Source organism: Kosakonia sp. HypNH10 (genome assembly GCF_029850615.1).
GTDB lineage: Bacteria > Pseudomonadota > Gammaproteobacteria > Enterobacterales > Enterobacteriaceae > Kosakonia > Kosakonia cowanii.
Genome location: NZ_JAOTIU010000003.1, coordinates 476,115 through 489,134 on the forward strand (window position 1 = coordinate 476,115; position 13,020 = coordinate 489,134).

General features: G+C 55.7%; 10 protein-coding genes. 5 read left to right on the plus strand and 5 right to left on the minus strand.

Annotated elements, in window-relative coordinates; all coding sequences use genetic code 11:
* Positions 1–2: 2 nt before the first annotated feature.
* A complete protein-coding gene (gene ydcK / locus N7V53_RS11660; RefSeq protein ID WP_279793452.1) occupies positions 3–983 on the minus strand; it encodes a YdcK family protein in 981 nt (326 codons plus the stop codon).
* 111 nt (positions 984–1,094) lie between these two features.
* On the opposite strand from ydcK, the gene tehB reads away from it, so the two are divergent.
* Positions 1,095–1,691: a tellurite resistance methyltransferase TehB gene (tehB, locus tag N7V53_RS11665; protein ID WP_279793453.1), complete on the plus strand. Its 597-nt coding sequence runs from the start codon at positions 1,095–1,097 to the stop codon at positions 1,689–1,691.
* 34 nt (positions 1,692–1,725) lie between these two features.
* On the opposite strand, the gene pepT is transcribed toward tehB, so the two are convergent.
* A complete protein-coding gene (gene pepT, locus N7V53_RS11670; RefSeq protein WP_279793454.1) occupies positions 1,726–2,955 on the minus strand; it encodes a peptidase T in 1,230 nt (409 codons plus the stop codon).
* Positions 2,956–3,061: 106 nt separating this feature from the next.
* On the opposite strand from pepT, the gene N7V53_RS11675 reads away from it, so the two are divergent.
* Positions 3,062–4,657 carry an ABC transporter substrate-binding protein gene (locus tag N7V53_RS11675; RefSeq protein ID WP_279793455.1) on the plus strand — a complete coding sequence of 532 codons (1,596 nt, stop codon included), beginning with the start codon at positions 3,062–3,064 and terminating at the stop codon, positions 4,655–4,657.
* A 34-nt stretch (positions 4,658–4,691) separates the two neighbouring features.
* On the opposite strand, the gene N7V53_RS11680 is transcribed toward N7V53_RS11675, so the two are convergent.
* On the minus strand, positions 4,692–5,594 hold the full coding sequence (locus tag N7V53_RS11680) for an EamA family transporter (RefSeq protein WP_279793456.1): 903 nt from the start codon (positions 5,592–5,594) through the stop codon (positions 4,692–4,694).
* Positions 5,595–5,767: 173 nt separating this feature from the next.
* Between N7V53_RS11680 and N7V53_RS11685 the strand changes: the two genes are divergently transcribed.
* Positions 5,768–6,643, plus strand: a complete 876-nt coding sequence (locus tag N7V53_RS11685) for a helix-turn-helix domain-containing protein (RefSeq protein ID WP_279793457.1) — start codon at positions 5,768–5,770, stop codon at positions 6,641–6,643.
* Here the strand turns inward: N7V53_RS11685 and N7V53_RS11690 are convergent.
* Together N7V53_RS11690 and N7V53_RS11695 are read right to left on the minus strand one after the other, a co-directional pair.
* A complete protein-coding gene (locus N7V53_RS11690) occupies positions 6,640–8,046 on the minus strand; it encodes a PhoPQ-activated protein PqaA family protein (protein WP_279793458.1) in 1,407 nt (468 codons plus the stop codon). The genes N7V53_RS11685 and N7V53_RS11690 overlap by 4 nt on opposite strands.
* 123 nt (positions 8,047–8,169) lie before the next feature.
* Positions 8,170–9,354 carry a benzoate/H(+) symporter BenE family transporter gene (locus N7V53_RS11695; protein WP_279793459.1) on the minus strand — a complete coding sequence of 395 codons (1,185 nt, stop codon included), beginning with the start codon at positions 9,352–9,354 and terminating at the stop codon, positions 8,170–8,172.
* 216 nt (positions 9,355–9,570) lie between these two features.
* On the opposite strand from N7V53_RS11695, the gene N7V53_RS11700 reads away from it, so the two are divergent.
* Together N7V53_RS11700 and N7V53_RS11705 are read left to right on the plus strand one after the other, a co-directional pair.
* Complete coding sequence (locus tag N7V53_RS11700; protein ID WP_279793460.1) at positions 9,571–11,610, plus strand: beta-galactosidase; 2,040 nt, start codon at positions 9,571–9,573, stop codon at positions 11,608–11,610.
* A complete protein-coding gene (locus tag N7V53_RS11705) occupies positions 11,607–12,986 on the plus strand; it encodes an MFS transporter (RefSeq protein ID WP_042718215.1) in 1,380 nt (459 codons plus the stop codon). Before N7V53_RS11700 ends, N7V53_RS11705 begins: the two co-directional genes overlap by 4 nt.
* Positions 12,987–13,020 lie beyond the last annotated feature (34 nt).

Here is a 13,020-nt window from a genome sequence, read left to right on the forward strand (position 1 = left end):
TGTCAGAGTGAGCCGACCAGCGGGGTGCGGGTGATGTGTTGATCGCCGTTAACTACTTTCGGGCCGCGCAGCAGCAGGCTGTCATCTTCTGTGGCAATAATCACAGCATTGTCGGCGATCTCCACCTCATGCGCGATAAGCACATTCCCTTCGATGCGCGCGTTGCCCTGAATCACCACCTTTTCATCGAGCTGTAGTGGCCCGCCGCGCAGCTGCGCATGGCCGCCAACTAATACGTGATGTTTCAGTACACAGTTGCCCTCGACGCGGGCATTTTCCGCCACCTGAGCGCTGTAACGAAGGGTGGGGATCTCATCCTCCTGGCGTCCGGCAATCACCCGGGCGTGCCCATAGACTTTCGCGCAGTCGCACACCCAGACATCGTTAATCTCATTGCCGTCGAGGAGGGCAAAATCAAACACCTCGGCGCGGTGCTCAATAAAGGCGTAATTGACGATGGCATCGCCATAGATTTGCGCCTGGTGAACCACACGCGAATGGCTGACCGTCGCGCGATCGTAAATTTGCAGCACCTGTTCGCGCTCCTGAGTTAATCCGCGCGCAGCGATGATATCGCAACCGCTAAGAATGCGTGCCTCACCGCGCAACTGGCAGACGCCGCGCACGGTAGAGGATTGCACCGTGACGTTGTCACGTAAAATCGCGCCGTGGCTTAGCTCGCAGCCATCTACCCAGGCGTTATCGCCGATCTCGACATTCAGGCAGATGACGCACGATCCCGTAATGCGCGCGTTGCCCCGGATACGGCAACCATCAAACACCATGCTGTTTTCATCGTAGATCCAGCAGTTTGCCTCCTGATCGAGCACCTGCTCATCATCAACCCAGCCGCCCGCGCTGCCGGCGGTGACATCATTAAAATCGCGCAGGGCGATAATCTGGCGCAGCGCAACGCTCTTTTTCTCGCCGCCCAACTGATAACTGAAGAGGCGCGTCTCATCACTGAGGCGGTATTTGCTCATGCTTATCTTCTCCGGGTGTCATCACTTAACCGTAGCAAATATTTGGGCGCTGGCTATCAACGGGTGAAATTCATAAAATGCATGCAAAATACCAATTAAAGGCTGTGAATAATGACCATGCGTGATGAGAACTACTTTACTGAAAAATATGGGATGACCCCGACGCACTCGGAAGTGCTGAACGCGATGAATTACATCACGCCAGGCAAGGTGCTCGATCTCGGCTGCGGTAACGGTCGCAACAGCCTCTACCTGGCAAATAAAGGTTTTGATGTCACGGCCTGGGATAAAAACCCCAACAGCCTGAGCAATCTCCAGCGCATCCGTGAAGCGGAAGGGCTGAATAACCTGCATATCGACAGCGTCGATTTAAACAACCTCACTTTCGACGGCGAATATGACTTCATTCTCTCCACCGTGGTGATGATGTTCCTCGAAGCGAAAACCATTCCGGGGCTGATTGCTAACATGCAGCGCTGCACCAAACCGGGCGGTCATAACCTGATTGTCGCGGCGATGGATACCGCCGATTACCCGTGCAATGTCGGCTTTCCGTTTGCCTTCAAAGAGGGTGAACTGCGCAACTACTACGCGGGCTGGGAGTTGCTGAAATATAACGAAGAGGTGGGGGAACTGCACCGCACCGATGAGCAGGGCAACCGCATCAAACTGCGCTTCGCCACGCTGCTGGCGCATAAACCTACGTGATAAAAAAAGCAGCCCATTGCCGGGCTGCATTATCTTAACGGGCCGCCAGCAGGCAGAGCTGCAACGCCACGTTGTAGGAGGCTTCAAACGCGCGCAGGGGTAAAAACTCAAAGCGCGAGTGGAAGTTGTGCGCGCCAGTAAAGAAGTTTGGCGTTAACAAACCCTTAGCCGAGAGCGCCGCACCGTCTGTACCGCCGCGCATCGGCGTCGGTTTCGGCGTAATGCCGAGCGTTTCCATCGCTTCGAACATCAGGTCGATGGCGCGGCGGTCCTCACCAATCGCGTTGCTGATATTGCTGTAGATATCGCTGACGCGGTACTCGACTTTTGCCGTCGGGTATTGCGCGCCAATCATCTCAGCTACCTCGCCAATCTGCGCTTTACGGCGGGCGAAACTCTCTTTATCGAAATCACGAATGCTGGCGCTCAGGCTGGCATGTCCCTGAACGGCTTCCATGCCGTTAAACCAGATATAGCCTTCGCGGCCTTCGGTATTTTCCGGCGTCTGCTGGCGGTCGAAATGGCTGATGTAATCCATCGCCATTAGCAGCGGGTTAACCAGCACGCCTTTGGCCGACATTGGGTGCGCAGTCACGCCGGTAAAATCGATCTGCGCGCTGGCGGCATTGAAGTTCTCGTAAACAATCTCACCCAGCTCGCAGCAGTCGATAGTCCACGCGAAATCGACGTCGAAACGCGCCAGATCCAGCGCTTTCGCGCCGCGCAATCCAACCTCTTCATCGGGAACAAAGGCCACCACAATATCGCCGTGGCGTTGCTCTGGTGTCAGGTTCTCCAGCAGCGTCATCACCACCGTTACTGCGGCTTTGTTATCCGCGCCGAGCACGCTGGTGCCGTCGCTGAAAATAATCTCCTCCCCGGGATAGGCGAGGATCTCCGGGTGCTCCTGCACGCGCAGCCAGATATCTTCTTTGGCATTGAGGCAGAGATCTTCTCCCTCAAAACGCAAGATCTGCGGATGAATATGCGGCGATAAACCGACATCAACGGTGTCGATATGGGTGATAAAACCGATGCGCGGCGCGCCTTCAACGTTACCTTTTTTCACGGCGGTAACGGTGGCGCAATCGTCGATAACAATCTCCTCAAGACCGAGGGATTTCAACTCGTTGGCCAACTCGCGGGCCATATCAAACTGGCCGGGCGTAGTGGGAAGGGTGGTGGCATTTGCGTCGCTTTGACTGGTGATACTCAGGTAGCGAAAGAAGCGCTGCGTTAATTGACTGGCTAGCGGCGAGGGCATAGTGATTCCTTCTTTATTCGTATTATCAGGTGTTTGCAATTTCACTTTAATGTTATTTATGAGCAGGCAAACAACAAGCATTAAAAATAAAACAACAGGAAACACTATGATTAGCAAACCGACAACACTTGCTCTGGCGTTGACCACGTTGATAGTCACTTCTTCTGTGGCGGCGAAAACACTGGTTTATTGCTCTGAAGGCTCACCGGAAAACTTTAACCCACAGCTTTACACCTCCGGCACCAGCGTGGATGCCAGCGCGGTTCCGGTCTATAACCGGCTGGTCGATTTCAAAGCCGGTACCACCGAGTTACAGCCGAGCCTGGCCGAGCGCTGGGAGGTCAGCGAAGATGGCAAGGTCTACACCTTTCATTTGCGAAAAAATGTGAAGTTTCAGAGCAATAAATACTTTAAGCCGACGCGGGACTTTAATGCTGATGATGTGATTTTCTCGTTTATGCGGCAAAAAGATGCGAAAAACCCCTATCACAACGTCTCTAACGGCACCTACTCCAACTTTGAAAGCCTCGAGTTTGGCTCACTGATTACCGCCATTGATAAAGTCGACGATCATACGGTTCGCTTTACGCTGGCGCACCCCGAAGCGCCGTTTGTCGCCGATCTGGCGTGGTACTTCGCCTCGATCCTCTCCGCCGAGTATGCCGATGCGATGTTAAAAGCCGGTACGCCGCAGCGCGTCGACAGCGATCCGGTCGGCACCGGGCCGTTCCGCCTGGCGCAGTACCAGAAAGATTCCCGCATTCTCTTCACCGCTTTCGATGACTACTGGCAAGGGCGATCAAAAATCGACAGGCTGGTGTTCAGCATCACGCCGGATGCCTCGGTGCGCATGGCGAAGCTGGAGAAAAATGAGTGCCAGGTGATGCCGTTCCCGAACCCGGCCGATCTGCCGCGCCTGAAAGAGAACAAAGATATTACGCTGATGAGCAAAGCGGGGCTCAACACCGGTTTCCTTGCCTTCAACACGCAAAAAGCGCCACTCGATAATGTCAAAGTGCGCCAGGCGCTGGCGATGGCAATTAACAAACCGGCGATCATCAAAGCGGTCTTCCAGGGCACCGGCACGGCGGCGAAAAATCTGCTGCCGCCGGGCGTCTGGAGCGCGGACAGCGAGCTGAAAGATTACGACTACGATCCGGAAAAAGCGAAGGCGCTGCTGAAAGAGGCCGGGCTGCCGCCGGGCACCACCATCGATCTCTGGGCGATGCCGGTTCAGCGCCCCTATAACCCGAACGCCAAACGCATGGCGGAGATGATCCAGGCGGACTGGGCAAAAGTCGGCGTGCAGGCGAAAGTGGTGACCTACGAATGGGGCGAATATCTGAAACGGGTGAAGGGCGGCGAACACCAGGCGGCGTTAATGGGCTGGACCACCGCCACCGGCGACCCGGATAACTTCTTCGGCCCGCTCTTTACCTGCACTGCCGCTAACGGCGGATCTAACTCGGCGAAGTGGTGCTACAAACCCTTCGATCAGCTGATTGCTGAAGCGAAGGCGACCACCGATCACGACAAACGCGTCGCGCTCTACAAACAGGCGCAGCAGATGATGCACGACCAGATGCCGGCGGTGATGATTGCTCACTCGACGATTTTCGAGCCGGTGCGCAAAGAGGTGCAGGGCTATGAGGTCGACCCGTTTGGTAAACACCTCTTCTGGCAGGTGGATCTGAAAAAGTAAACGTTTTGCCGCCTGTTCCGCAGGCGGCATTCGCTTAACAGAGTGACGGTTTGCGCCGCACGAACCACGTCTCCGGGCGGGTAAACATCACCAGGTTGCCCGTCAGGATCAGCCCCAGCCCCAGCACGCCCTGCGCATGCCACTGGTAGCCTTCATAAAAGGTTGAAACGGTCAGCGCCACCAGGGGAAAGAGCAGGGTGCTGTATGCCGCTTTGCCGGGGCCGATGCGGCCAACCAGCGTAAAGTAGGCACCGAAGCCAATCACCGAGCCAAACAGGGCAAGATAGACCAGCGCGCCAAGATAGCTGACGCTCCACAACGGCGTAAAATCCTCGCCGCGCAGCAGCGCAACCGCCCCCATAATCAGCGTACCGTAGAGCATCGCCCAGCTATTTGTGGTGGCGATCTCAAGCCCCTTACGTTGATGGCGCAGGCTGATCATATTACCAAACGAGAAGCCGAGCGTGCCGAGCGCCGACAGCGCAATGCCCAGTAACACGCTGCTGCTCCAGCCGCTGGCCACCAGATCCTGCCAGAAGAGGGTGACGATCCCGCCCAGCCCCATCAGCGCGGCGGCAAAAAAGCGCGCGGGCGGTCTCTGGCCGAAGAAGAGGAAGCTGTTGACGGCGTTAAACAGTACCGCCATCGAAAAGATCACCGACTCCAGCCCGGTGTTAATCCACGCCGCGGCGGTATAAAAGCACCAGAAGTTGAAACCAAAGACGCACGCGCCCTGCAACAGGCAGAAGAGGTGATCGCGCCGCGACAGCGCACGCAGTTTGCCCCGCGCCAGCAGCACCAGCATCATCACCGTGGTCGCCAGCGCAAAGCGCCAGAAGATCGACACCGGTGCCGCAACCGGCCCCTGCTGCAAAAATATGGCAATCCACGTTGTGCCCCAAATCACCACCACCAGACTATAAAGTAATGCGTTCATATCGCTTCCCGTTCGCTTTCATGAACGCCCATTGTCGTCAGGCACGGCAAGCCTTGCTTGCACCCGCTTGCGGGCGACTTGCATATTCTTGCGCTTTTCTTTACACAACGCTGGCTTCTGCGATTCGCTCTTCATAGACTGGGGTTCTGGTGGAGAAACGATAAGTGCCGCGAATGACTGATAGCTATGACGCCTTTGAAAACCTGCGCAAACACAACGCCGTGCTGCATAACTCGGTGGCGCTGCACGACGGGATTCAGCTGGCAGCATGGTCCAACAAGCGCGATAACATCACCCAGTATTGCAACCACCACACCCTCAGTCTTTATATTGCCGACGGCTATGAGAGCTACCACAAAACCGCCTCCGGCTGGAAAAACGGCGGCGGGCCGGATCGCTTCTGTTTGATGCCAAAAGAGAGCGAGTCGGTGTGGGATATTCGCGACAATCTCGCCTTTGTGCACCTTTACTGCACCGATGAGCATCTGCGCGAGGTGGGGGAGAAAGTGTGGGATCGCAGCCCGGCAACCTTCACCCTCGATGAAAAGACCTTCTCCCAGGATGCGCGCATCACCGCGCTCTACCGCCAGTTTCTGCTCGGCTGCGACTGGCAGCAAAACGCCAACCAGCTGACGCTCAGCACCGCCTCGACGCTATTGCTGACGCACCTGGTTCAGCACTACAGCAATGTGCAGTGGCAGTTGCCGACGGTCACCGGCGGCCTGGCGCCCGTCGCGCTGCGCAATGTGCTGGAGTATATCGAGTCGCACCTTGGCGAGCCGCTGCTGCTCTGCGATCTTGCGGCACAGGTTTCGCTCAGCGAGTACCACTTCGCGCGGATGTTTCGCCAGTCGATGGGCGTGGCGCCGCACCAGTTTGTGATGCAGCGCCGCATGGCCCGCGCGAAGGCGCTGCTGCTGAGCAGCAATCAGTCGCTAACTGATATCGCGCTGGCCTGCGGTTTCAACTCTGCCAGCCACTTCAGCAACCGCTTTAAAGCGGCGAAGGGCATCACGCCCTCGCAGCTTCGCGCGACGCAAAAGCGTTAATTAGCCTCCTGCGCTGCGGGCGTTAACCCGCGTCCCGGCAGCGTGCGGCAGGCTCCGCCTTGCGCAGACGGCGCAGTATCCGGGTAGATGCCATCTGGCGTGATATAGACCTGGCTTGTCGCCACAAATCCATCGCTGAAGGTCGCTTCCACAAATGTTGCCTGCCACCCATTTTCCGGTGGCGTCAGCGCTACGCTGAGGGTAGTGCCTGACATCGCGGGCGGCGGGGAGGCTTCATATCTGATGCCGCAGGCATAACGGAAATCCCGTGCCAGCGGGTTGTTCGCGCGCCAGACGACCACTTTTTCCGGCTGCCCGGAGAAATGGAGTACCAGCTTATCTGAACCCTGGCGGCGCTCGGCAATGGCGGGCAGGGATTTACGCGCCTGGAAACGGTTAACGAAGGCAATCAGCGATGGCTCGGCGACCGAAAGAACCGCCTCATGGGATGCGTTCGCCACCACTCTAAGCGACTTCTCGCCGGGTAAGCGCGGGTAGTAGAAGCGGCTGTTGTCCGGCGTGTAGAAGTCATCTCCGCTGGCATTAATCACGTACTTCTTAATTTTCAGCCGCTCGCCCGCTTTGCTGCGCAAATAGGCCAGCGGATCCAGCACGCGTATCAGCCGGGCGAAATTGTCGGTGTCGATCTGTTGATCGATTTGCTGACGATAGTAGGGATAAAACGCGACAGGCCAGTTGTTGCCATAGGAGCGATACATATGATCCAGCGCGGCGCGGGTGTTAAGCAGATCGACGGCAAACGGCACCACGGCGACCACATCCGGGTCGGATATCGCTGCAAGCCAGGCGGCCCAGCCGCGCTTTGACGCGCCGGTGACGATAAACCTGGCGATTTTCTGTTGCGAAAGCTCCCTTTTCACCAGCCGGAATGCCTGAGAGACCGACGCTGACATCGGGATCTGTAGCGGCGCATCGCCATTCTTAAGAAAGCGTTTCCAGCTGTAGGCAACGCTGTCATCTTCCGTCAGCGGCGTTGAATTGCCCTGATAGTGCAGCGGCTGATTCGGCACATTGCTGACCGAGACCACCACGGTGTGGGTGGCAAGCGCAATGCGTGCCAGCGACGCTTCATTGAAACTGGTCGCTTTACCGGCATCGTTATTCACTACCATCAGCGCAACGGTCGGTTTGGCGGCATCAGGAAGATAGATATCCACCTGGTGCTCCCAGCGTATCGGGCGTACCGCATCTTGCGGTGACCAGTTTTGCGAATGGAGCACATAGCGCTGCACCTTTACGCCGGGCAGTTCGCGGGTATCCATCCGCACATAATTGACCGGCTGAGACGCAAGTGACTGACGATAATCAGAGAGAGTATCGGCAAGCGACGAGGGAAGTGGGGTCGCAAGCGAGAGCATAAAAAACAAGGTGGCAATTTTCACCGCAAGACTCCTTTCATTAATTCATTACAGATCCGCTGTAGGGCGAGGTCATCTCATAACTTAACGGAATGCCTCTGTACGAATTATGATCAGGAGCGATTAAAAAGTCACCTGTTTCATTGCTCAGGCTTTAGGTGCACGGCTGAAGGTGAAATAGCATAGACCGCCGAGAACCAGCCCCCAGAAGGCCGATCCCAGCCCGAGCAGCGTAATGCCGCTGGCGGTAACCAAAAAGGTGACAATTGCCGCATCGCGTTCGCGCGGGGCGTTCAGCGCCTGGTGCAGGCTGCCGCTAATGGTGCCGAGCAGCGCAAGGCCCGCCAGCATCTGCAACCAGCTTGCGGGCAATGCCGCCAGCAGCGCGGTAATCGAGCCGCCAAACAGCCCGGCCAGCAGATAGAACACCCCGGCAGCGGCAGCGGCTAACCAGCGCTTGCTGGCATCCGGGTGCGCATCCGGGCTTTGACAGATCGCGGCAGTAATGGCGGCAATCGACACCGAAAAGACGCCAAACGGCGAGAGCAGCAGCGCCAACGCGCCAATAAAGATCATTAACGGCGACACCGCAAGCTTGAAACCTGCTGCCTGCATGGTGGCGAAACCGGGCGCATTCTGCGACGCCATGGTAACCAGAAAAAAGGGCAGGCCAATGCTGACCAGCGACGCCCAGTGAAAGACAGGTGCGGTAAACTGCGGCGCAACGGGGGCGAGACTAATGGCTTGCGGCGTCACGTTCCCGCTCAGCCAGGCGACCAGCGCGCCAATCAGCAGCGTGGCGACAATCGCGTAGCGCGGCGCAAGGGCTTTGGCGATAAGCCATGCCAGCAGCATCGATCCGCCGAGCACAATATCCCCCTGAAGGTGCGAGAACGCCTGCAAACCAAAACGCAGCAGGATCCCCGCCAGCATCGCGGCGGCAAGCGTCGGCGGAATAATCTTCATCAGGCGGGCAAACAGGCCAGTCACGCCGCACAGCACAATTAGCCCATTGGCGAAGATAAAGATGCCGACCGCCTCATTAAGTGAAACGCCCTGCAAACTGGTCGCCAGCAGCGCCGCGCCCGGCGTCGACCAGGCGGTTAACACCGGCATGCGATACCAGACGCTTAGCACCAGCGTACTGATACCCATCGCCACGCCGAGGGCGGTCATCCAGCCAGCGATCTGCGCAGGCGTTGCTCCCGCAACAGATGCCGCCTGCCAGATGATGGCTGCGGAGCTGGCATAACCGACCAGCACAGCGACAAATCCTGCCAGTAGGGTGTTAAAGGGAAGAGAGGAGGAGAGTGAGAGTGTGGCCGGGCGCATGTGGGTGCCTTGTGCGTTATAACATCCGCACAAAGTAGCACCGTGCGCTATAGCGCACAAGATAGTGGCAGGCATTTTGTCTATGCGCCAGAGGTAAAAATGTGAGCCATCTCCGCTCCTGAGGGCGATAGCAGATTTCTCAATGTTGCTAGCAGCTAATTTCATCCGGCCCGGAATTTTCTGCGTTATGTTTCCGGTAACAATGAGGAGAAGCTGATGGATAAATTACTGTTTGGTGCCGCCTATTACCGCGAATATTTGCCGATGGAACGCCTGCACGAAGATATTAAATTGATGAAAGAGGCGGGTATTAATTATGTGCGTATCGCCGAGAGCACCTGGAGCACCTTTGAGCCGCAGGAAGGGGAGTTTGATTTCAGTTCCGTGCTTACCGTACTGGATGAAATGCATAAAAACGGTATTGCCGTGATTATCGGCACACCGACCTATGCCTTACCGGCATGGCTGGCAAAAAAATATCCGGATGTGATGGCCACCACCAGTAGCGGGAAAAATGTCTACGGTCACCGGCAAAAGATGGATATTACCCATCCCGCTTTTTTATGGTACGCCGAGCGCATTATTCGCGCCTTATTAGCGGCAACCGCGAACCATCCGGCAGTCATTGGCTTTCAAATCGACAACGAAACGAAATATTACGACACCTGCTCAACCGGGGCGCAAATCGAGTTCGTGAAATACCTTAAAAAGCAGTTCAACAACAGTACAGAGGAGATGAATCACGCCTTTGGGCTGGATTACTGGAGTAACCGCATTGATGCCTGGGAAGATTTTCCGCCGATTGAAGGGACGATTAATGCCAGCCTCGGCTGCGCCTTTAAACAATTTCAGCGCTCGCTGGTGACGCGTTTTCTCGGCTGGCAGGCTGAGATTGTGAAAGGCTATAAAAGCGATGCGCAGTTTATTACCCACAACTTTGATTTTGACTGGCGCAACTGGTCGTATGGTATTCGCGCCGAGGTCGACCATTTTAAAACCGCCAGCGTGCTGGATATTACCGGCGTGGATGTTTATCACCCGAGCCAGTTTCAACTCACCGGTGCGGAAATTGCCTTTACCGGCGATCTTGCTCGGGTGACAAAAGACCAGCCCTATTTTGTGCTGGAAACCCAGGCGCAGGCCTTTAAAGAGTGGACCCCTTTCCCGGGGCAGCTGCGCCTGCAAGCCTGGAGCCATGTTGCCAGCGGCGCAAGGCTGCTGGGTTACTGGCACTGGCACTCCATTCACAACTCCTACGAAACCTACTGGAAAGGGTTGCTCAGCCACGATCTGCAACCCAACCCGGTCTATCACGAGGCCTGTACGATCGGCGCGGAGTTCAACCAGCACGCGGCAACCGTAACGCGCTTCGCACGCCGCAGCCGGGTGGCGCTGGTGATCAGTAACGAATGTTTAACCGCCATCGACTGGCACCCTTTCCACGGACATCAGTTTAGTCGCGATGCGCTGCACCAATATAACGACCTGTTCCGCGACTATTACGACACGCTCTATAAGATGAATATCGAAGTGGATATTATCGCCGTCGACGATGCGCGCCTGTTCCGTTATGAAATGCTGATCTTCCCGTTGCTCTACAGCGTTAGCGACGAGCGCTTACAGCAGATTAATCGTTATATTGAACAGGGCGGCCATGCCATTTTCTCCTTTAAATCCGCCTTTGCCGACGAGCATATGAAAGTGCGCACCTGCGTACAGCCGGGAATTATCAGCGAAGCGATCGGCGCTCACTATCAACTCTTTGTTGATCCTGACCGCACCTTATTGCATTCAGAAAGCCTCGATCTTTCTGTCGACGAGGCGCAAATCAGCGACTGGATGGAGTTAATCACTCCTGATGAAAACACCGAGGTGCTGGCGCGTTACGACCATCCTTACTGGCAACACTATGCGGCAATCACACACAATCGGTACGGGCAGGGAACCGCCACCTATATTGGCTGCCATATCACCCCCGCAGCACTGGCAAAAGTTTATCGCCATGTTCTGCGCGACACGCTTTATCAACACGACACAATGCCGACGGAAACCTTCCCGGTAATTATTAAGCGCGGCTTTGATAAAGATGAAAATATCCTCCTCTACTACTTCAACTACAGTAGTGAGCCGCAAGCCGTCACGTTTACTAAGCCTGCCGGGCGAGAGATGTTTAGCGGAAAAACCCTCAGGCAGAATGAGGTAATAACGCTCAAGGATTGGGATGTGCAAATTATTCTCGTGGAGAGTACAAAATGAGTGCATTAACGATTGAAGAGCAGCAAAGCGAAACCAGCACGCCCGGTTTTCGTGAGCGTTTCGCCTTTGGCCTGGGCGATTACGGTACGAATTTAACCTATACGCTGATGGTGACCTTCCTGGCCTACTTTTATACCGACGTGGTCGGTATTTCAGCGGTGCTGGTTGGTTCACTGATGTTTTTCGCCCGCGTTATCGATGGCGTTATTTGTGTCTTTGTCGGGATCCGCATCGATAAAACCGATACCCGGCTGGGTAAAGCGCGGCCGTGGGTATTATGGACCGCCGTACCGTTTGGATTGTCAGCATTTTTAATGGCAACGGTGCCCGGCATCAGCGATAGCGGCAAGATTATCTATGTTTGCGTCACCTATTTACTGGCGAACATCTTTTTCACCGCCAACAATATTGCCTATGGTTCGCTGCTGGCGTTGATAACCCGCGATACCTATCAGCGCGGTATTTTAAGCGTCTTCCGTAAAGGCTTATCAACCTGCGGTTCGCTGACGGTAGGCGCATTTACGCTACCGCTGGTCGCCGCCTTCGGAAATAGCCATACCTCATGGGTAATTGTGTTCGCTATTTTTGGTTTCTTTACTGCGTTGTGCCTGTTATTAACCGCCGCCTGGACGCGCGAGCGCATCAAACCGGTCAATAAGGAGAATCGCAACAATATCCGTGCGGGGGTGGTCGCCGCCTCGATGCTGAAAAACCGCTACTGGCTGATGATCTTCTTTTATCTGCTGATCACCTTTACCAGCTTAACGGCGCTCTCAACCACCAGCGTCTACTACTCGCGCTATATTTTGCAGGATGTCTCAATGATGTCGTGGATTAGCGTGGCGCAATATCTGCCGGGGCTGATCACGCTATTGGTTATTCCTTATCTCATCAAGCGGCTGGGTAAACGCAATTTAGCGCTGCTCGGGCTGACCATTTGCAGCATCGCCTATTTACTGCCGTTGATTGATAAAACCAGCTCGCTGTTTGTCATTCTCGCCACCGTGGTGCGCAGCATCGGTTTTTGCGGCATTGGTGCCACGATGTTCGCCTTTCTTGCTGACACCATTGATTACGGCGAGTGGAAAACCGGGCTGCGCATCGAGGGGATCTTATTCAGCGCCGGAACGTTAGGCCAGACGCTCGGCATGGGGCTGGGCAGCGCGAGCGTGGGCTGGATCCTCGGTGCGGCTGGTTTTGTCAGCGGCGGCAACGTCCAGCAGTCAAAACATGTGCTTGATATGATTGAGTTCTTGTTTATTTTCTTCCCGTTTATCCTCGCCATGCTGAATATGGTGTTGATCTGGTTTTATAAACTGGATGGTTTTTATGACCGCGTGGCGGCCGATCTCTCGCGTGGTGTATTCGCCAAATAAATGACTCGCCGCAGGCGGCTGCGGCTTTTCCTCT